Source organism: Rothia sp. HMSC075F09 (assembly GCF_001810515.1).
In the GTDB taxonomy this organism is placed as follows: Bacteria; Actinomycetota; Actinomycetes; order Actinomycetales; family Micrococcaceae; genus Rothia.
On the sequence record NZ_KV801786.1, the window covers coordinates 1 to 21,067 of the forward strand.

14 protein-coding genes and 1 other RNA gene are annotated in these 21,067 nt (G+C 60.1%); 13 read left to right on the forward strand and 2 right to left on the reverse strand.

Annotated elements, in window-relative coordinates:
* Positions 1-103 precede the first annotated feature (103 nt).
* An RNA gene (gene ffs / locus HMPREF2749_RS04625) (signal recognition particle sRNA small type) lies at positions 104-200 on the reverse strand.
* A 227-nt stretch (positions 201-427) separates the two neighbouring features.
* Here ffs and HMPREF2749_RS04630 point away from each other — a divergent pair.
* From HMPREF2749_RS04630 to purL, 8 genes are all read left to right on the forward strand, one after another.
* Positions 428-3,265 (forward strand): DNA polymerase III subunit gamma and tau, encoded by a 2,838-nt coding sequence (locus HMPREF2749_RS04630; protein WP_070593551.1) that lies wholly within the window; start codon positions 428-430, stop codon positions 3,263-3,265.
* A 184-nt stretch (positions 3,266-3,449) separates the two neighbouring features.
* Positions 3,450-4,595 (forward strand): recombination mediator RecR, encoded by a 1,146-nt coding sequence (gene recR, locus HMPREF2749_RS04635; protein ID WP_070593552.1) that lies wholly within the window; start codon positions 3,450-3,452, stop codon positions 4,593-4,595.
* 187 nt (positions 4,596-4,782) lie between these two features.
* Entirely contained in the window at positions 4,783-6,078 is a 1,296-nt protein-coding gene (locus tag HMPREF2749_RS04640; protein ID WP_070593553.1) for an aspartate kinase, read from the forward strand.
* A 234-nt stretch (positions 6,079-6,312) separates the two neighbouring features.
* The gene (locus HMPREF2749_RS04645; protein ID WP_070593554.1) at positions 6,313-6,774 is read left to right on the forward strand and encodes an excisionase family DNA-binding protein; all 462 of its coding nucleotides are present in this window, start codon (positions 6,313-6,315) and stop codon (positions 6,772-6,774) included.
* Between the two features lie 52 nt (positions 6,775-6,826).
* Positions 6,827-7,780: a 3-methyladenine DNA glycosylase gene (locus tag HMPREF2749_RS04650; RefSeq protein WP_070593555.1), complete on the forward strand. Its 954-nt coding sequence runs from the start codon at positions 6,827-6,829 to the stop codon at positions 7,778-7,780.
* A 191-nt stretch (positions 7,781-7,971) separates the two neighbouring features.
* Positions 7,972-8,223: a phosphoribosylformylglycinamidine synthase subunit PurS gene (gene purS, locus HMPREF2749_RS04655; protein ID WP_005507194.1), complete on the forward strand. Its 252-nt coding sequence runs from the start codon at positions 7,972-7,974 to the stop codon at positions 8,221-8,223.
* A 5-nt stretch (positions 8,224-8,228) separates the two neighbouring features.
* Complete coding sequence (gene purQ, locus HMPREF2749_RS04660; protein ID WP_049340283.1) at positions 8,229-9,041, forward strand: phosphoribosylformylglycinamidine synthase subunit PurQ; 813 nt, start codon at positions 8,229-8,231, stop codon at positions 9,039-9,041.
* Between the two features lie 25 nt (positions 9,042-9,066).
* Positions 9,067-11,385 (forward strand): phosphoribosylformylglycinamidine synthase subunit PurL, encoded by a 2,319-nt coding sequence (gene purL, locus HMPREF2749_RS04665; RefSeq protein WP_070593556.1) that lies wholly within the window; start codon positions 9,067-9,069, stop codon positions 11,383-11,385.
* 102 nt (positions 11,386-11,487) lie between these two features.
* Here the strand turns inward: purL and HMPREF2749_RS04670 are convergent, their stop codons facing one another.
* On the reverse strand, positions 11,488-12,150 hold the full coding sequence (locus HMPREF2749_RS04670; RefSeq protein WP_049360377.1) for a biliverdin-producing heme oxygenase: 663 nt from the start codon (positions 12,148-12,150) through the stop codon (positions 11,488-11,490).
* Between the two features lie 237 nt (positions 12,151-12,387).
* Between HMPREF2749_RS04670 and HMPREF2749_RS04675 the strand changes: the two genes are divergently transcribed.
* From HMPREF2749_RS04675 to HMPREF2749_RS04695, 5 genes are all read left to right on the forward strand, one after another.
* Complete coding sequence (locus HMPREF2749_RS04675; protein WP_070593557.1) at positions 12,388-14,781, forward strand: HtaA domain-containing protein; 2,394 nt, start codon at positions 12,388-12,390, stop codon at positions 14,779-14,781.
* Positions 14,782-14,965: 184 nt separating this feature from the next.
* Complete coding sequence (locus HMPREF2749_RS04680) at positions 14,966-16,129, forward strand: heme/hemin ABC transporter substrate-binding protein (protein WP_070541838.1); 1,164 nt, start codon at positions 14,966-14,968, stop codon at positions 16,127-16,129.
* On the forward strand, positions 16,129-17,208 hold the full coding sequence (locus HMPREF2749_RS04685) for a FecCD family ABC transporter permease (protein ID WP_049340275.1): 1,080 nt from the start codon (positions 16,129-16,131) through the stop codon (positions 17,206-17,208). The genes HMPREF2749_RS04680 and HMPREF2749_RS04685 overlap by 1 nt, the downstream gene beginning before the upstream one ends.
* Entirely contained in the window at positions 17,205-17,975 is a 771-nt protein-coding gene (locus tag HMPREF2749_RS04690; RefSeq protein ID WP_070593558.1) for a heme ABC transporter ATP-binding protein, read from the forward strand. The genes HMPREF2749_RS04685 and HMPREF2749_RS04690 overlap by 4 nt, the downstream gene beginning before the upstream one ends.
* 258 nt (positions 17,976-18,233) lie before the next feature.
* The gene (locus tag HMPREF2749_RS04695) at positions 18,234-20,792 is read left to right on the forward strand and encodes an HAD-IC family P-type ATPase (RefSeq protein ID WP_070593559.1); all 2,559 of its coding nucleotides are present in this window, start codon (positions 18,234-18,236) and stop codon (positions 20,790-20,792) included.
* The last annotated feature ends 275 nt before the right edge of the window (positions 20,793-21,067 follow it).

Genomic DNA, 21,067 nt, shown 5'->3' on the forward strand with positions numbered 1-21,067 from the left:
CATTTATGGATGCTTGTGCCCCTGTTTTTGGGCGGAGCGCCAGCGGAGCGGGCACGCAGTGCATATGACGGGTGTGAACTATCCAGGTACCCGTTTTTGGGCATGAAAAAACCTCCTACGCACCCGCCATAGCTCGAATACCCTTGCTACCTTCCGGTCCTGGGGGAGTTTTCCAAGATAACGCCACGTAAGAGGCAAGAACCAGTGTACCGGATTTTTGGGTTCTTGGGAATTCGGTGTGTTCGCGGTATTTCTGTGGGCGTACATGCCGCCCGGGTGAGCGCCCGGGTGAGTGTCCATAGTAGGTGTCGCGGTGGCGGTGGTGCGGTGGCGTGTTCACCGGTGACTGTCGGCCACTCGGGCCGAGAGTAAAGCGTCTAAAATGGTAGGGATTGTCCTATCCGCACCCCGAGTTGAAGAGGTTGCCGTGAGCACTGCCCTTTATCGTCGTTATCGCCCCGAAACCTTTGCTGAGGTTATCGGGCAGGAGCACGTGACCGAACCTCTTATGGTCGCCTTGGAGAAGAACCGTGTGAATCACGCGTACCTGTTTTCGGGTCCGCGTGGTTGCGGTAAGACCACGTCGGCGCGTATTTTGGCGCGTTGTTTGAACTGTGCGCAGGGTCCGACTCCTACTCCGTGTGGTGTATGCGATTCGTGCCGTGAGCTCTCGCGTGATGGTGGCGGTTCTCTTGACGTGATTGAGATGGATGCGGCGAGCCACGGCGGCGTGGATCATGCCCGTGACCTGCGTGAGCGCGCTACTTTGGCGCCGGTGCGTGACCGTTACAAAATCTTCATTATTGATGAGGCGCATATGGTGACCCGTGAGGGTTTCAATGCGCTGCTGAAGATTGTGGAGGAGCCGCCGGAGCATGTGAAGTTTATCTTCGCGACGACTGAGCCGAATAAGGTGTTGGGTACGATTCGTTCGCGTACTCACCATTATCCGTTCCGTCTGGTTCCGCCGGAGGTTCTTCTGCCATTCCTGCAGGGCCTGTGCGATCAGGAGCAGGTGCCGGTTGAGCCGGGTGTATTGCAGCTGGTGATTCGTGCTGGCGGCGGTTCGGTGCGTGATTCGCTGTCGATTCTTGATCAGCTGATGGCTGGTGCGTCGTCGCAGAACGGTATTGAGTATGACCGTGCGGTGGCGCTGCTGGGTTATACCCACGCGCAGCTTCTGGATGAGGTTATTGAGGCGTTGGGCGCGAAGGATGCGCCGACTCTCTTTGGTGCGGTGTCACGTGTGGTGGCGACCGGTCAGGATCCTCGCCGTTTTGTGGAGGATCTGCTGGAGCGCCTGCGTGATTTGATTGTGGTGAAGGCTGTTCCGCAGGCTGCCGGCCAGATTTTGCAGGGTGTTCCGCAGGATCAGTTGGAGCGTCTGGCTCAGCAGGCTCAGGTTTTGGGTGAGCGTGAGCTGACGGTTGCTGCGGGTACGGCGAATGAGACTCTGAATGGTATGACGGGTGCGGCGAATCCGCAGCTTCAGCTGGAGTTGCTGTGTGCTCGTCTGCTTCTGCCTGCGGTGGAGGGTTCTGCCGGTGGCGCTGAGGTTGCGGCGTTGGCTTCTCGCTTGCAGGTTTTGGAGCGTCGCGTGGCTTCTGGTGCTACTGGTTCGGTTCCTGCTGGTTCTGGTCCGGCGCAGGGTGGCATGTCTGCTGCTCGTGCGGCGGGTATGGCGGCGGCTGGTCTAATGCCTAAGACCCAGGCACCTAAGACTCCGGTTACTGAAGCTCAGGTACCTAGTGCACAGGCTCCTAGCGCCCCGGTTCAGGAGGCAGCTCAGCCCGCGCAGCAGGTAGCCCCTCAGCGGGGCGGCTCTCAGCAGGCTAGCGCGGGTGCTCCCCCGCTGGCAGGTGCGCCCCTTAGTGCTGCACCTCTGGCACCGACCGCGCAGGAGTCCGCACCTGCGGCTGGTGCTCCCCTAGCGGGTAACGCCCCGGCGACACCGGATACCCCCGCTTCTTCTGTAGCTGATGCCGCTGCGGCGGGTGCCCCCTCCGCGCCTCTGAAGCTTGACCCGAACGATCCCCTGGCGGCGGTTCAGGGTAATTGGCGCGCCATTCTTAACCGAATGAGCGTTCCCGGTGCGGCGGAGCAGCTGATGAAGGTTCGCCCCGCCCGCATGGACGGCGCAACCCTGTACGTGAGCGCCGACATTGCGACTTTGCGCGCGGTCAAGGGCTTTGTGCCCGAGCTGACCGCCCGCGTGAGTGAGTTCCTGCGCCGTCAGGTGACCATTCACGCTCAGGTGGCGAAGCCCGGTGAGCAGGTCAAGCCCGCAGCTCAGCCTGCTGCTCAGCCCGCAGCGCCCAGTGCGCCCACAGCGCAGCCTGCAGTTCCTGCGACTGTTGCCCCGCAGGTGCCTCAGCAACCCGTTCAGCAGACTCCCCCGCAGCCCGCTCAGCCGGCGCCTCTGGCTGATGGTCCGCGCGGCGGTGAGGATGCGTGGCGTCGCCACGGTCAGCCGCTGACCGGCGCAAACACCCCCGAGTCTACGAGCGTGGATGCGCCCCTGGGTGCGTGGGAGGTTGCCCCGATTCCGCAGAGCGCCCCTGAGGAGGCACCCCAGCAGGCTACACCGGCTGTCTCAGCTGTACCGCAGGCGCAGAATCAGGAAGCGCCGGTTCAGGAAGCCCCGGCTGGCCCGCTTGCGCCTGAGCCCCCGGTTGCTCCGCAGGTTCCGGCAGGTCAGCAGGTTCCGGTTGCTCCGGCGGGCGGTTTTGGTGAGCGTGATTCCTTTGCTGCCTCCGGTAGTGGAGTTCCGCAGCAGGAGAGCGCTGCTGAACCCCAGCGTGCACAGGAGCCCCCGTTCTCGCAGGAGCCCCCTCACGCGGAGGAACCTCCGTATGAGGAGGAGCCCCCTTTTGAGGATGAGCCCGCCTACGCTGAACCGGTTGAGGCACCCGCTGCGCCCGCAATGCCGACTGCGCCTGTAGCACCGGCTGGTCCGCTTGCTAATCCGGTTGAGCCTGCTGGTCCGTTGGCAGAGACACCGCAGGCAGCACCGGCTGATACTGCTCCGGCAAGCGATGAGAAGCCCGCAGCGCAGGCTTCTAACGCAACCCCAGCACCGACTCCTAGCACACCGACTCCGAGCACGTCGGCGGCACCGGCTCGCCAGGCACGCACCGCATCCGATGAAGACTACGTCTCTGAGGATGATGAGAAGGTCGAAAACAGCACCTTCATCGGTCTGCGCGCTATCGAAAAAATTATTGGTGGCACCGTCATTGACGAACGTCCCCTGCACCAGCCCTAACCCGGGGTCGTAGGTGCCGCGCCCGCCATCGCACCGATGGCGGGCGCACTCATTCCAGCCGCATACTCGCTACGCGAAACGCCCCTAAACTGTCAGGGGTTGGGTGCATACTCATAACGTCGCCCAAGAACGACGCACCAGCACAACACACCAGCGCAACACACCGCATTTGTAAGGAGAAGCCATGTACGAGGGAGCAGTTCAAAACCTCATTGACGAGCTCGGCCGCCTGCCGGGTGTGGGCCCCAAGTCGGCTCAGCGCATCGCTTTTCACATTCTGAATGCGGATGCTGCCGATATGGCGCGCCTAGCCAACGCCATTTCCACGGTGAAGACCAGCGTCAGTTTCTGCGAGGAGTGCGGTAACGTCTCCGAGACAAAGCTGTGCACCATCTGTCGTGATGAGCGCCGCGACCCGTCCGTGCTGTGTGTGGTCGAAGAATCGAAGGACGTGGTGGCGATTGAACGCACCCGTTCCTTTACCGGTCGCTACCATGTGCTCGGTGGCGCCATTAACCCGCTGGCGGGTGTGGGCCCGGAGCAGCTGCGTATTCGTGAGTTGGTGTCCCGCCTGGCGGATGAGCGTATCCAAGAGATTATTCTGGCGATGGACCCGAACCTTGAGGGTGAGGCGACCGCAACCTACCTCTCGCGCATGCTCGTGCCGCTGGGTGTGCGTCTGTCGCGTCTGGCGTCGGGTCTTCCGGTCGGTGGCGATCTGGAGTACGCGGACGAGATTACCCTGGGCCGCGCGTTGGAGGGTCGCCGCGTCATTAGCGAGGGCACCGCGGCGGCGCATACTGCCGCCGAGGATTTTGAGCGCGTGAACCGTGAGGAGGAGCAGGAGCGTGAGCAGGCGGCTCAGGTTCAAGCTCAGGAGGCGAAGCAGAGTCGTCGCCGCTGGAATTCGAGCATGTTTGATGACCTGGATTCTGAGGATTCTGCCGTTTCCGCCCCGGCGACGCCCGCCACTGAGGGTGTGCAGGGCACGGTAGATGAGCAACTGATTGAGCAGGTCCTCCAGGAGGCTGAGGAATCAGGCGACAAGGAATCCGGCGCTGAGGGCTCACCCGCCGATTCTGCCGATGCTGAAACCGTCGCAGAATCCGCCCCTGACCTGGGCGAAGACTCCGGCGAGGAGGCTCCTGCGAGCGCCACCTCCGAACCGGCTGAAGCACCCGTAGCCGAGCAGGCGGAAGATGCGCCGGAGGTGTTCCGCACCCCCGATTATGAGGAGAAGATCCGCACTATTCAGAACGCCCCGTTGCGCACCCCGAAGCCGGATGTTCCGCCGCTACCGGGTGTCACGTATGTGAACCCGTGGACCTAAAAACTAGCCTCCGCGGGCGTGCTGTACCCGCTTCCGCGCCCCGCGTCACCACCGCGTAATACTACGTAATATTTCACGGGGCAATACATACGGGTGCACAGTTCGCCGCTTGCACTGAACGCCGTCTACTATAAATGAGGAGCCGGCCTCTGCCGGTGGCACACAAGTAACTGACCTGGAGAATTCTATGAGCCTGATCGTCCAAAAGTTCGGCGGTTCCTCCGTAGCTGATGCGGAGGGTGTAAAGCGCGTTGCCCGCCGCGTCGTGGACACTCAGAAGGCAGGTAACGATGTGGTCGTCGTGGTGTCCGCTATGGGTGACACCACCGATGAGCTGCTCGACCTTGCCGCAGAGGTCACCAGCAATGTCACTCCTTCCCGTGAGCTGGACATGCTGCTGACCGCCGGTGAACGCATTTCGACTGCCGTCCTGTCGATGGCTGTTAACGACCTGGGTGCTAAGGCCCAGTCTTTCACTGGTTCGCAGGCTGGCATGATTACCGACGGCGTGCACGGTTCGGCGCGCCTCGTGGAGGTTCGCCCCGATCGCATCCGTGAGTCCGTCGAGGCCGGAAATATCGCGATTGTGGCCGGTTTCCAGGGCATGAACCGTCAGAGTGGCGACATTACGACCCTGGGCCGCGGCGGTTCCGATACAACCGCCGTTGCGCTGGCCGCCGCGCTGAACGCCGATGTGTGCGAGATTTACTCGGACGTGGACGGCGTGTTCACCGCCGACCCGCGCATCGTGCCGACCGCGCACAAGCTGGATACCATCACCAGCGAGGAAATGCTGGAGATGGCGGCGAACGGTGCAAAGATTCTGCACCTGCGTAGCGTCGAGTATGCTCGTCGTTTTAACTTGAAGCTTCACGTGCGTTCTTCGTTCTCTAACCTTGAAGGCACTATCGTGGTTCCGGAGGAGTCCGCGGAACTGACCCCCACCCATCTGAAGGAGATTCCCTTGGAGCAGCCCCTGATTTCTGGTGTCGCGCACGATCGCACCCGCGCAAAGATTACTGTTGTTGGTGTTCCGGATGTTCCCGGTTCGGCAGCTAAGGTGTTCGGTCTGATTAACGAGGCGAAGGTGAACCTGGACATGATCGTTCAGAACGTTCCCACCGACCGCCCCGGCGTGACCGATATTTCCTTCACCCTGGATCAGGAGCAGGGCCCCACCGCGCTGAAGGCGCTGGAGGCTGCGCAGGCTGAGTTGGGTTTCCAGGAGGTTATTTACAACGAGTCGGTTGGTAAGCTGTCGCTGGTTGGCGCGGGCATGAAGACTAACACGGGTGTTTCGTTCACTTTCTTTGAGGCTCTGTCTGCTGCTGGCGTGAACATTGACATGATTTCAACGTCTGAGATCCGTATTTCGGTGATTACTGAGCTGAGCAAGCTGGATGAGGCTGTTCGCGCGGTGCACACTGCGTTCGGTCTGGACGCTGAGGGTGAGGCTACTGTTTACGGTGGTACTGGCCGCTAGGGTTTAGCTCGTTTGTGGGCTGTACGCTTCGGGAGGGGCGGTGCTGGTTTGATCCGGCACCGCCCCTCCCTTTTGTCTGTGTATAGGTGAAATAACTGAAACGCTTTACAGTTATTTCAGATAGGGGTAGGGTTGTATCAACCGTGAATGAGCCTCCAACCGAATGATATGCACCCCACCGACGTGGCATCTTCGGACGTTGACTCTGCCGGCAACAGCACCAAGGAGAAGATAATGACCACCACCCTAACCAACCCCCTGGAGGAAGATACCCTCAATCAGGCTCGCGCAGAGGCGCGGGAGATTCTCAAGAATTCTGAAGAAACCACCATTGAGCTGACCGTTTCGGGTCGAGAAAGCCAGCAGCTTGGCGACGCCCTTAACCAGGTCATTCAGCACGTCTTCCATGCCTTGGCTAACGGGCAGAGTATTGATGTTCAGCCTGTCCCCCAAGATTTGACGACGACCGTTGCGGCGCAGCGTATCGGTATTTCCCGCCCCACGCTCATGAAGGCTATTCGCTCTGGTGACCTCCCGGCGCATAAGGTGGGTAGCCACTTCCGTATCCGCACCGAGGATGCCGATGCTTTCCGTAAGGGACTTCTCAAGAAGACCGTTGCTCAGAAGGAGCAAGCTCTCAAAGAGCTCTGGGAACTCGAGGATGAACACGGTCTTGTTGACACCTTCACTGAATAAAGTAGTTTTACTTTCTGCCCTACCTTGTCGCGGCATCGTTTAGGCTAGAAGCATGAGTAGTGTTGTTTTTTCCCAGGTGATGGATGCCCGTCAATGGCGTGCCGCAGAGGCGGCGCATGAGGCGCGTGCCGGCCGCTACGCCGACCCGTTTGCGCAGCGTCGTGCCCGCCACGAAGTGCACCCCGTGGAGGACTTCCTCTTCACCTACTACACTCTCAAGCCCGGCCAGTTCAAGCGCTGGCACCCCGGCGCCGGCATCATTCTGCTGGATGCACCCGAGCGCGCCTCCTGGCGTTTCTACCGGTCCGCAACCGAGCAGGAGCTCCTCGAAGCGGGTTGTACCCCCGAGGTGACGCGTGCCCAGGCCGATGCCGCCTCCGCCGTCACGGTGGACGTCACCGACTTCGTGGAGCGCCGCGCTACCGCCCTCGCCTTCACCCACGAGATTCTGCGTAATACCGCCGCGAAGAAGGGCCAGTTCGGCTGCTTCGGCATGCACGAGTGGGCGATGGCGTACAAGTCGGTGGAGAACAATATCCGCCACGACTACCTGGAGCTGCGCCTGGGTGCGGAGGGTACGGACCGCGTGGTGGAGGAGCACCGCATCCGCTGCTCGCACTTTGATGCGTTCCGTTTCTTCATGCCGCAGGCAGCACCGTTGAACGAGCTGCAGCCGACCCGTGAGACGCAGCGCGTCCTGGAACAGCCGGCGTGCCTGCACGCGAATATGGACGTGTACAAGTGGGCGTATAAGCTGCTGCCGCTGGTTGATTCGACCCTGGTCATGGATTGTTTCGACCTGGCGTGGGATGCACGCGAACTGGATATGCGCGCAGCCCCCTACGATATTCGTAGCTGGGGGTACGAGCCGATTCCGGTGGAGACGACCGAGGGTAAGGCTGAGTACGTGCGGATTCAGCGTGAGCTATCGGAGCGTTCGATTGAGCTGCGTGAGCGCCTGCTGCAGGTGTGCGAGCGTTACCTGCCGCCGCTGAGTAGTGAGTAGCTGGTTGGTGGCGGGGGCCAGTTACGTTTTTGGCGCTGTGGCCTGTGGATTTGGTACCCAGTGCGTGAGAAAAGGGTGACTTGGGGCTCTCTATTTGGTAATTGGTGGTCTCGTCATCTCACTTTCCGCTGTACTGGGGTAGAATGAGATACGGCTCATACAGAACCCACGCACCCAAGGAGTGCCCACACATGGCCCGTATTGTTGTTGATGTTATGCTCAAGCCCGAAATTCTTGACCCGCAGGGTAAGGCTATTTCTCACGAGCTGCCCCGTATCGGCGTTGATTCCTTCGTTGATGTTCGCCAGGGTAAGCGCTTCGAGCTAACCGTCGAGGGTGAGGCAACCGAGGAGCACCTCGCGGCTGCCCGCAAGGCTGCTGAAGAGTTGCTCTCGAACCCCGTCATCGAAGACGTTGTGAACGTTTCGGTTCTGGAGGACTAATACCTATGGCAGAGTCCCTCGCACCTACTGAAGTCCCCCTGGTTGGCGACTTTTCTACTTACTCCCCGAACCCCGCCTTCGCTGATGCACGCGTTGGTGTGGTGACTTTCCCCGGCACCCTGGATGACCGTGACGCTGCGCGTGCTGTCCGTCTGGCTGGCGGTACCGTCGTTGAGCTGTGGCACGACGACGCTGACCTGAAGAACGTTGATGCCGTCATCATTCCCGGCGGTTTCTCCTACGGTGACTACCTGCGTGCCGGCGCTATTGCTGCGAAGGCTCCCGTGATGCGTTCGGTGATTGATGCCGCTAACGCTGCCGGCACCTCCGGTTCTTCGCCCCTGCCTGTTCTGGGTATTTGCAATGGTTTCCAGATTCTGACTGAGTCTCACCTGCTGCCCGGTTCGATGATTAAGAACGATCACCGCAAGTTCATTTGCCGTGACCAGACTCTGCGCATTGAGAATAACTCCACCTCCTGGACGAGCGACTACGCTGCGGGCCAGGAGATTGTTGTTCCTCTGAAGAACCAGGACGGTCAGTATGTTGCTGACGCGAAGACCCTGGAGGCGCTGGAGGCTGAGGGCCGCGTGGTGTTCCGCTACGTTGGTTTCAACCCGAACGGTTCCCGTAATGACATTGCTGGTATCAGCAATGAGCGCGGTAACGTGGTCGGTCTGATGCCGCACCCGGAGCACGCTGTGGAGCCGGGCTTCGGTCCTTCCTCTTCCGGTTTTGGTGAGGTTTCTCTGCGCGGTGGCGCCGATGGTCTCGGCGTGTTCACCTCGGTTCTTGCCAACCTGATTAACGCCCGCTAACGCACGACAAGGATTCTAAGAAGTTATGAGCGAAAAGCAGTTTAACCTCGACACCGTCGAGCACGCGGCGGCAACCCCGGACACCGAACTCCCCTGGGCTGAGCTGGGCCTGAAGGAGAACGAGTTCGAGGATATTAAGGAGATTCTTGGTCGCCGTCCTACCGCGGCTGAGCTGGCAATGTACTCGGTCATGTGGTCCGAGCACTGCTCCTACAAGTCTTCTAAGGTTCATCTGAAGCAGTTCGGTGCGAAGGTCACCGATGAGATGAAGAAGGACCTGATGGTCGGTATCGGTGAGAACGCCGGTGTGACCGATATTGGTGACGGCTGGGCTGTTACCTTCAAGATTGAGTCCCACAACCACCCCTCGTACGTGGAGCCCTACCAGGGTGCTGCGACCGGTGTGGGCGGTATTGTGCGTGACATTATTTCCATGGGTGCACGCCCGATTGCTGTGATGGATCCGCTGCGTTTCGGCGCGATTGATCACCCGGACACCGCCCGCGTTATTGGCGGCGTGGTTGCCGGTATTGGTGGTTACGGTAACTCCCTGGGCCTGCCGAACATCGGCGGCGAGGTTGAGTTCGATTCCTGCTACCAGGCAAACCCGCTGGTCAACGCACTGGCTGTGGGTATTATGCGTCACGAGGACATCCGCCTGGCGAACGCATCGGGCGTGGGCAACAAGGTTGTTCTGTTCGGTGCACGCACCGGTGGCGACGGTATCGGCGGTGCGTCGGTGCTGGCGTCCGAGTCTTTCGATGACACCAAGCCCTCGAAGCGTCCTGCCGTTCAGGTGGGCGACCCCTTCGCTGAGAAGGTTCTGATTGAGTGCTGCCTGGAGCTGTTCAAGGGCTCCGTGGTTGAGGGTATTCAGGACCTGGGTGCTGCGGGTATTTCCTGCGCAACCAGCGAGCTGGCTTCTAACGGTGAGGGCGGCATGCACGTCGACCTGACCAAGGTTCTGCTGCGTGACCCCACCCTGACCCCGGGCGAGATTCTGATGTCTGAGTCTCAGGAACGCATGATGGCTGTTGTCTCCCCCGAGAACGTAGAGCGCTTCGAAGCAATCATGAACAAGTGGGGCGTGGAGTACTCCTTCCTCGGTGAGGTCACCAACTCTGGCCGCCTGGTCATCGAGTGGGACGGCGAGGTCATCGTGGATGTTGACCCCCGCACCGTTGCGCACGACGGCCCGACCTACGAGCGTCCTTACGCACGCCCCGAGTGGCAGGATGACGTTCAGGCTAACCACTTCACCGGTTCGGCTGCCGACGATTCCCGCCCGCGCGGTAAGGAGCTGGGCGAGGCAATCAAGGCGTTCATGGCGTCCCCGAACATGTGCTCCAAGTCCTGGATCACCAACCAGTACGACCGCTACGTTCAGGGCAACACCGCCCTGTCCATGCCGGACGACGGCGGCGTGGTGCGCGTGGACGAGAACACCAACCTCGGTGTTGCTCTGGCGACCGATGCCTCCCCGCGTTTCACCTACCTGGATCCGTACGAGGGTGCTCGCGCGTCCTTGGCTGAGGCGTACCGTAACGTTGCGACCGTTGGTGCACGCCCCGTGGCTGTGTCTGACTGCCTGAACTTCGGTTCTCCTGAGGATCCGGACGTCATGTGGCAGTTCGCTGAGGCTGTTCGTGGCCTGGCTGATGGCTGCATGGAGCTGGGTGTTCCGGTGACCGGCGGTAACGTGTCTCTGTACAACCAGACCGGTGGTAAGGCTATTAACCCGACCCCCGTGGTGGCAATGATGGGCGTGATGGATGACGTCACCCGCCGCACCCCGTCGGGTTGGGCTCCTGAGCATGACGGTCAGGCTATCTACCTGCTGGGTACCACCCGCGATGAGCTGGACGGCTCCGAGTGGGCTCGTTTCAAGGGCCACCTGGGCGGTCAGCCGCCGAAGGTTGATCTGGCTCTGGAGCGTCAGCTGGGTGACATGCTGGTGAACATGTCTCGTGACGGCATGATTGATGCCGCGCACGACGTGTCTGCTGGTGGTCTGGCTGCGGCTCTGTCGGAGGCTTGCCTGCGTTTCAACACCGGTGCCCGCATTGGTCTGGGCGAGGTTGCTGAGCGTGACGGTCTGGACCTGTTCACCCTGCTGTTCTCGGAGTCCCTGGGCCGCGTTGTGGTTTCGGTTCCGCGTTCTGAGGAGGTGCGCTTCAAGGATATGTGCACCGCTCGCCAGTTCCCCTTCGCACGTATTGGTGTGGTGGATGCTGCGTCGAACGCTCTGGACTTCCAGGATGAGGTTTCCATTGACCTGGATGAGCTGCGTGCAGCTCACGAGGGTACTCTCGCTTCTTACTTCGGTGAGGTTGCGAAGGGCTAGTCTTCGACTAGTTTGAGACTAACGCCGAAAGGGGCGGATGCTTGTGAAAGCATCCGCCCCTTTTGTTATGCCCGCAGGCTTGTGCGTTGAGGTGTTCGGTGTTTATGCCTCGGCGACCTTGCGGCCCAGCTGCGCGAACAGGGAGGCGTTGATGCGGAAGCCTTCGATGCATTCTTCGATGAGGGCTTCGCGCTGTTCGTCGGTCAGGGGTGCGTTGTCGAGCAGTTCGCGGTAGCCGTCCTTGAAGACCTTGGGCTTGGGCAGTTCGGTGAAGCGGTACATGCTCAGTGCTTCGGCGGGGATGCCGTAGTGGCGGTTAACGAGTGCTGCGACTGCCTGGCCGCCGGAGAGGTCGCCGAGGTAGCGCAGGTAGTGGTGTGCGAGGTAGCGTTCGGGGGAGTTGACGGTGGCGCGGATGCGCTCTACATACTCTGCGGTTGCGGGCAGGGGCGCGTCGATGTCGCCGTCCTGGCCGAGTGCGCGGATGTCTGCACGGATGTATTCTGCGCGGTCGAGGCCGGGGTGGGTGAAGGGGTCGGTGATGGGGTTGGGTTCTGCGCGGTAGTGTTCGGAGACCGCTTCGAGTGCTTCGTAGATGTGCACGTACTGGTTGATGAGGCGCAGGTATGCCTCGGTGTTGAGGGAGCCGCCCATGAGGTCTTCCATGAAGGTGGAGTGTTCGGCGTTGTCGTGGACGTGCTTGGTGCTTTCCTTCAGGCGTGCGGAGAAGCGTTCCTGGGTGGTTTCGGGGGCGGTAATAGTCATGGTGAGTTCCTAAAGTGGCTTGTGGGTGAACAATAAATGTTTTAGTGACACCATGTCACCAAAACCTGTTAATGACATATTGTCACCAAAAACCGGCTTTGGCAATAGCCCCCACAAAAAATTTGCTAAGGTAAACCTTATGCACAAGTCACCCTAGGCATTAAGTTACACAAACATAGGCTAATAGGTCTAGACTTGATACGAACACCACAATCACAAAATTCAAGGAGACACCGAATGTCTACCCCCTCTCTCACCAAGCGCACTTGGGCGTTCTTGGCTTCAGCAACCATCGGCCTCAGCGGCGTCGCCGGCGTACCCGCAGCCTTCGCGGCTGAAACCAACTCCCACATCAGCGCCGGTGAGGTAGCCGCAGCCTCAGAGCAGAGCCTGCAGGACGTCACCGTCAACTGGGGCCTGAAGAAGTCCTTCCGCTCCTACATCAACGGCGCCTTCTCCCAGGGCTCCCAGGAACTGACCGGCGTCACCACCAACGAAGACGGCTCCTACCACTTCACCTCCGCCGAAGGCACCGTAGCCAACGGCGAATACTCGGTCACCTTCACCGGCTCCTCGATCCACTACACCGCTCACCACGGTCTGCTGGAAGTCATCATCTCCGACCTCTCCGTCACCATTAAGGACGGCGTGGGCACCGTGCGCGCCAACGTTCAGTCGCGCCCCTACAACGGCAACACCACCCCGAACGACCTGGTCGAAACCAAGAACATGACCATCGGTACCTTCAACGCCTCCGGTCTGAAGGTTGAGGGTAACACCATCACCCTGCCCAGCGTTGACGAAGAAAACGGCACCCGCGTCAAGCTCTCCGAAGAGGCAACCGGCGCCTTCGCCGGCTTCTACAAGGCAGGTCAGGAGCTGGATGCGCTCGGCTTCTCCGCAACCATCGTGACCAAGGAAGCACCCGCGCCGAGCCCTGAGCCCAGCACTGAGCCCAGCGCCAAGCCGACTGCAGCGCCGACCGCAGAGCCTTCCTCCGCACCGACCACTGAGGCACCCAAGCCCGCCGACCCCAAGCCCGCAGAGCCCACTTCTGCAGCACCGAGCGCAGCCCCCACGTCTGAGGCTCCCAAGCCTGCTGAGTCTTCCTCCGCGGCACCCTCCTCCCCCGCCGCAACCACCGAACCCAAGCGTGAAGAGAAGGTCACCGGCAACGTCGTCGAGTCCGGCACCCTCAGCTGGGATATTCGTGAGTCGTTCCTGAAGTACCTGACCAGCTTCGCCCACGGCTCCGTGAACGTTGACGGTCTGGAGAAGACCGCGGCAGGCGGCCTGAAGTACACTCAGGCATCCGGCGTGTACAACCCCGAGACCAAGACCGGTCAGATTAACTTTGCGGGCACCGCAGAGTTCACCGGCCACAACGGTCAGCTCAAGAGCACCATCAAGAACATGCGCCTGGTCGTCGTCAACGGTAAGGGCACCCTGGTCGCTGACGTTGACGCACTGACCCGCGACGGTAAGTCCGTTTCTAAGACCGGCCTGGCTATCGCCGAGGTGGACCTCTCCGGCGCGAGCGTAAAGGACGGCGTCTTCTCCGCACAGAACGCGGCAGTCGCACTCACCGGTGAAGGCTCCGAGGTGCTCTTCGCGGGCCAGTACCGCGGTGCCGACAACGCCATGGCACCGCTGAGCTTCTCCGTAAAGCTCAGCGAGCAGACCGCGGAGAACACCGTTGAGGTTCCCCGCGTCTCTGAGAACAAGTCCTCCGATAACAAGGGTTCTGAGAACGGCTCCTCCGATAACAGCTCCTCGAACACCTCCGGTAACTCCGGCACTAACGGCTCCGGTTCTGGCGGTTCGGCAGGCACCTCCGGCAGCGTTTCTAACGGCGGTTCCTCCTCGAACGGTTCTGTCAGCAACAACCCGGCACAGCCGGTCTGCGTACCCGTCACCCGCACCCGCGAGGTGCAGGAGCAGGGCGCATCCGACGGCACCATTAAGAGCGCAAACCTTGGCTGGGGCGTGCGTGATTCCTTCCGCAACTACGTGCGCGGCGGCATCGCGAACGGTAGCTGGGAGCTGAACGGCACCTCCTACTCTTCGGATGCGTTCAACTGGTCTAACGGCACCGGCACCTTCAAGAACGGTAAGGGTTCCATCTCCTTCAGCGGTTCGGTTCGTTTCACCGGTCACCACGGCATTCTGGACACCACCATTGCGAACCCGCGCCTTGAGATTAACGGCAATTCCGGCACTCTCTACGCGACCATGAACAGCAATGATCCCTCCGGCAAGGCAACTAACTACGGTGAGGTGGCACTGCTGAAGGTGGATCTTTCGGGTCTGCAGAGCTCCGCTGACGCTGTGAGCGTCAACGGTGCGGCAACCACCCTGACCGCTGAGGGCGCGAAGGCGTTCGCTGGCTTCTACGACGCCGGTAAGGACATGGCTCCGCTGAGCTTCTCCGCGGCGATTAACGGCGCGAAGACCACCACCAAGACCGTGTCCGAGACCGTCTACGAGGGTGAGGGTTGCGACCCGGTCACCGGCAAGCCTCTGGCTTCCACCGGTGCCTCCGGTGTTGAGGGCACCCTGGTTGCAGGCTTCATCGCTGTTGCAGCCGGTGCGGGTACCGTCGTGTACACTCGCCGCCGCAAGAAGGCATAACGGCACCTCACGAGGATGCCCACACTGTCGGCTCGCCCGTGAAACTCAACCATGAGGTTCACCGGTGAGCCGACACGGCCCGTGCGGGGGTGCAGATTTTCACTGCACCCCCGCTTCAGGTGCCAGGTTTTACCCCGACGCCTACCCCAGTTTTTCTTAACTCCCTTTTTTCTGTGAGACGACGATGTTTTCTTCCCTTTCTTCTTCTGCCCTGAACCGCCGCGATGCAGTGAAGTATGCGGCGTTCTCCATCACTTCCGCTTTTCTGCTGAGCTCTTGCGGTGTGGGTACTCAGAACCCGGCCGCTTCTTCAAGCACTTCGCAGGCTGTGGTGGATGAGCAGAGCACCCGCACCGTTTTGGAGAACCTTGCCGATCAGTTGCGTTCTTCTATTGCCCCTGATCAGAAGGCTCTGCGCGGCCCCAATAGCGCCGCAGATACCCCCGAAATTCAGCCGATGGTCGATACCCCCACTCCGGCTTTCCCGGTGACGTTCAAGGATTTCAACGGCACCGAGGTGACCGTTAAATCCGCTGACCGTGTGCTGGCGCTGGACCTGTACGGCACTCTGGCTCAGCAGATGATTGCGCTGGGCCTGGGCGGTCGCCTGGTCGGTCGTGTCACCTCCTCGACTGAGCAGTCGCTGGCTCACCTGCCGCTGGTGACCCAGAACGGTCACGACCTGAACGCTGAGGCGATTCTGGCGACCTCCCCGGACCTGGTGCTGTGGGATAAGAGCAACGGCCCGATTGAGATTGTGGATCAGCTACGCGCAGCGGGCGTGACCGTGGTGGTCTTCGATCATGAGCGTCGTATGGATAAGATCATTCCGCAGCTCAAGGCTGTTGCGCAGGCGCTGGGTGTTCCGGAGGCGGGCGAGCAGGTTGCTGCCCGCGTGCAGAAGGACCTGGATTACGCTCTGCAGGTGCTCAAGGACGTCGCCCCGAAGGGTGCACAGCAGGTGTCGTTCGCATTCTTGTACGTGCGCGGTACCGCTGGCGTGTTCTTCGTGCTCGGTAAGGGTTCGGGCGCTGACGATTTGATTCAGGCTATTGGCGGCAAGGATGTGGCGTCTGAGCAGAACGCGACGAATATTATTCCGGCGACCAGTGAGGCGCTGGTGAAGCTGAACCCGGACGTCATTCTGACCATGAGCGGCGGCATTAAGTCCACCGGCGGTTTGGATGGTTTCTTGGCTCGCCCGGGTGTGGGTGAGACAAACGCCGGTAAGAATAAGCGCATTATCGATATGGGTGACGGCCAGATTCTGTCCTATGGCCCGAATACTCCGGCAGTGTTGCTCTCGCTCGCTAAGGCTGCGTACTCCACTCCTGCGGGGGGCCAGTAGTGGCTGCCGTGAAGAGTGCGGCGGGTGCGCGGGATTATCGTGCTTCGCGTCGGCGTCGTGCCGGTCTGACGTTTACGTTTTTGGCGGTGGCACTGTGCGTTGTGATGGTGCTGTCTGCGGGTTTGGGTCAGTACAATATCCCGACTGATCAGGTGGTTGCTTCTGTGGGCCGCCGCCTGGGTCTTGCGCCGGAGAACCCGGCGATGCAGCTGGCGGATAGCACTCTGTGGAATATCCGTTTCCCGCGTGTGCTGTTGGGCGTGCTGGTGGGTGCCGCTTTGGGTACTTCCGGTGCGGTGATGCAGTCGGTGTTTGGTAACCCGTTGGCTGAGCCGGGCGTGATTGGTGTTTCCTCGGGTGCGGCGGTTGGCGCGTGTTTGTCGATTGTGTTGAACCTGCAGTTCTTCGGTATTTTCACGACTCCTGCATTCGCGTTTGTGGGTGCGTTGGCGGCTACTGCGCTGGTGTATTTCCTGTCGCGTTCTTCGGGTCGTGCGAAGGTCCTGTCGATGATTTTGACGGGTATTGCGGTGACCGCGGTGGCGAATGCGATTATTGCGTTCCTCATGTTCATTGCTGATACGACGAGCCGCGATCAGATTGTGTTCTGGCAGATGGGTTCGCTGAACGGCGCCACGTGGAAGGCTGTTGCGAGCGTGTGGCCGGTTATTCTCATCGGTTTGGTGGCGTGTTTCGTGATGGCTTCTTCGCTGGATGTTCTGGCGTTGGGTGAGCGTGCGGCGCAGCATTCGGGTGTGAACGTGGAGCGCCTACGCGCGGTGTCTATTGCGGCGACGGCTTTGTTGACGGGTGCTGCGGTGGCGTATGCGGGCATTATTGCGTTTATTGGTCTGATTATTCCTCACCTGTTGCGCATGATTTTGGGTCCGTCGAATCGTGTGTTGTTGCCGGCTTCGGCATTGGGTGGCGCGCTGTTGATTGCGCTATCTGATTTGGGTGCGCGTACGCTGGTGCCTTTTGCTGATTTGCCGATTGGTATTTTTACGGCTTTGGTGGGCGGCCCGACGTTCTTCGTGTTGTTGCGTCGTTCCCTGGGTCAGGGCGGAGGTGCTTCGTGAGTGAGTTGTTGAGCCTGTCCGGTGTGTGTTTTAACGCTGGTGGGCGTCAGATTTTGAATGATGTGTCTCTGTCGGTTGCTGCGGGCGAGGTTGTGTCGCTGATTGGCCCCAATGGTGCCGGTAAGTCGACTCTGTTGGGTGTGATTGCGGGTGATATTGCGCCCAGTGGCGGTGAGATTCTGCTGGATGGCACCCCTCTGGGTTCGATTCCTGCCCGTCAGATGGCGCGTCAGCGTGCGATGCTGTTGCAGAAGTTGAACGTGGCGTTTTCGTACACGGTGCATGAGGTGGTTCAGATGGGCCGCACCCCGTGGAAGGGCACGGAGCGCGCTGAAGAGGATGACGCCGTGGTTGCTTCGATGATGGAGCGTACGTCGGTGACTCACTTGTCGGCTCGCGATATTACGACCCTGTCCGGTGGTGAGAGTGGCCGTGCGCATTTGGCGCGTGTGTTCGCTCAGCAGACCCCGCTGATTCTTTTGGATGAGCCGACTGCGGCGTTGGATATTACGCATCAGGAGCAGACGTTGCGGGTGAGCCGTGAGTTGGCTGCTGAGGGTGCTGCGGTGTTGACGGTGCTTCATGACTTGGATGTTGCGGCTGCGTATTCTGACCGTATGGTGTTGTTGCGTGGTGGCGAGGTGGTTGCTTCGGGCGCCCCTGAGCAGGTGTGTTCGGCGGAGTTGTTGTCTGAGGTGTATCAGCATCCGATTGAGGTGTTGAGGCATCCGGTGACGAATCGTTTGTTGATTCTGCCGGAGCGCTGAGTCTGCTAGCGCACTGAGTCTGCTAGCGCGCTGATTTTACGGGGCGTTAGCGAACCATCCGGCAAACACTTTCCACCTCAAAATATGCCAGTATTCGCATATATTAAATCTCCGTTCTGGAATGACTGTAAATATCAGTTCATTACAGGGCGGAGATTATCTTTATCCCCTCCTGCACGGATACACTGAAAGGTAGTGTCCGCAATACTGAACTCTATTCAGTTCAGCATTCCATCCATTCGAGAAAGAGACCCCCGCATGGATCCTCAGCAGAAAACGGCAGCGCCTGCCGTTGCCGGCTACATTCCCGAATATTCTGAAACACCGCATAGCGGATCTTTCGATATTGCCCAGCACGGTTTGAGCAGCGATGATGTTGCCCGCCTGACTGCTGAAGGTAGGGTCAATACCCAGAACAATAAGTCTTCTCGCACGCTGTGGAGCATTATGCGTGCGCACCTGTTCACGGTCTTCAACTTTGTGTTGGGTGCCTGTGGTGCCGTGGTGATCATGTACCAGCGTTGGGCTGATCTGCTCTTCCTGGGGGCTGTTATCGCTAACGTGGTGATTGGTTTTGTGCAGGAGTACAAGGCGAAGCTTGAGCTGGACCGCATCTCCCTGCTGGACCGCTCCCCCGCTACTGCCGTGCGTGACGGTAAGAGCGTTGAGGTTCCGATGGAGCAGCTGGTTGAGGGTGACGTTGTCATCCTCAAGCGCGGCGATCAGGTTCCGGCGGATGCTGTTGTGCTCACCTCCGATTCTTTGGAGCTGGACGAGTCCCTGCTGACCGGTGAGAACGACCCGATTGCTAAGCGCCCCGGCGATATGGTGCTGTCGGCGTCGAGTGTGCTGGGTGGTACCGGCCGCGTCCTGCTCTCTCACGTGGGTGCGAATTCTCGTGCAAGCAAGATTTCTGATGAGGCGCGTCAGTTCTCGCGTATTCAGTCTGAGCTGCGTGATGCGTTGAACCGTGTGGTCCGCTGGATTACGGTGGGTCTTGCGGTCATTATTCCTGTGGTGTCATGGGGGCAGATTCAGGCGGCTGGTGGCCTGGAGACCGTGCAGCAGAACCACCTGTGGGAGCAGGTTTCTATTGCTGTGGTGTCCTCGGTTGCTTCGATGATTCCGCAGGGTCTGGCGCTGATGACTACTCTGGCGTTTGCGGCGGCGGCTGTGGCGCTGGGTCGTAAGCACAACATCCTGGTGCAGGAGCAGCCTGCGGTTGAGGTTCTGGCTCGTGTGGATGTGGTCTGCTTCGATAAGACCGGCACCCTGACTGAGGGTGGCGTGATTTTTGATTCGGTGCGCCCGCTGGACACCGTTGCTGAGGCTGAGGGCCCGGATGCTGACTCGGCGGAGCACACTTCCTGGCGTGCTTCTCTGCCTGCCGGTTGGAATGAGGCGCTGGCGTGGTTTGGTCACGATGAGAACGCGAACCCGACCGCTGCGGCTCTGACCGGTGGTTTCCCGGATGCTTCTTCGGCGTCGGTGAGCGGTATTGTGCCGTTCTCGTCGGCTCTGCGTTTTAGCGCGATTGAGTTTAAGGATTCGGGTGCGTGGCTTCTGGGCGCTCCGGAGGCGCTTCTCGCCAAGGGCACCGCTGAGCGTGAGCGTGCCGCCGAACTGGCGGCGCTGGGTCTGCGCACGATGGTTTTGGCGCATGCTTCTGCGGTGGTTCGCAACGAGAAGGATGAGCCGATCCAGAAGATCCCGTCGGATGCTGCCCCGGTTCTGTTCGTGATTTTCCGTGAGAATGTGCGAGCGGATGCGCCTGAAATTGTGGAGTATTTCCACCGTCAGGGTGTGACTCTGAAGGTCTTCTCGGGTGATAACCCGTTCACTGTGGCTGCGGCTGCGAAGACTGCGGGCATGGATACGTCTGCGGGCGCGGTTGATGCTTCGACTCTGCCTGAGGACGGTCCGGAGCTCGCTGAGGCTGCGGCTACTCACAATATTTTCGGTCGTGTGTCGCCCGAGCAGAAGAAGAACATGGTGATTGCCCTGAAGGAGCGCGGCCATGTGGTGGCGATGACCGGTGACGGCATTAATGACGCTCTGGCGCTTAAGCATGCAAGCTTGGGTATTGCGATGGGTAACGCTGCTCCGGCAACGAAGGCTGTTTCTCGCCTGGTTCTTCTGGACGGTAAGTTCTCGTCCCTGCCGGCTGCGTTGGAGCAGGGCCGTCAGGTCATTACGAACATTGAGATGGTGGCAAACCTGTTCTTGACGAAGACTGGTTTCGCGATTCTTCTGGGTGTTCTGTTCAGTATTTTCGGTTTGACCTTCCCGTTCTTGCCGCGTCAGTACTCGACTGCTGACTTCTTGATTGTGGGTGCGTCGTCCTTCGCGTTGACTCTGTTGCCGAATTCGCGCCGTTACGTGCCGGGCTTCTTGCGTCGCGTGCTGAATTACACGGTTCCGAACTCAATTATTGTGGTTGCGATGCTGTTGGCGGTGACGTTCACGGCTCGCGGCATGGGTGTTGAGGATATCCGTCAGGTTCAGACGGCTTCGTTCATCACCCTGGTGATGATGGGTCTGTGGAACTTGGCTGCGGTGGCTCGCCCGTTCAACCGTGCTCGTGTTCTGCTGTTTGGTGCGTTGCTTGCGGTGTTCTTCGCGGCGTTGTTCGTGCCGATTCTGGTGGAGTACCACCAGTTCGTTACTGTGCTTCCGCACCTGCTGTGGACGGCTCTGGGTGCCGGTGCTCTGGGTGCCGCGCTGATTGAGGTGAATGCGCATCGTAACCGCCGTTGGCAGAAGCGTAATTACCCTGAGCTGGAGGTTGCTCCGCTGAATTTCTTCCCGGCTAAGTAGTTAGTCGGAAGGTAGCTACTTCGGTAGCGTGTGGGCCCCGTATCCTGTGGATGCGGGGCCCTTCCACGTCTTCATGAGCGCCGTCTTCGAAAGCACCCGGTCCGGGGCGTATCTGGGCGTACCGGAGGGCTCTGGAACCCTGCCCGAGCCCTACCCGAACTCTGCTGGAGTCCAGCCGGGAGGCGCCCCGCAATCAGTGTCGAGAGCGTGTCTCAGCTATTCTCAGCTATCACTTGGGTGAAACATTTAACAGCTTCTGATAGCTTTTGCCTCTC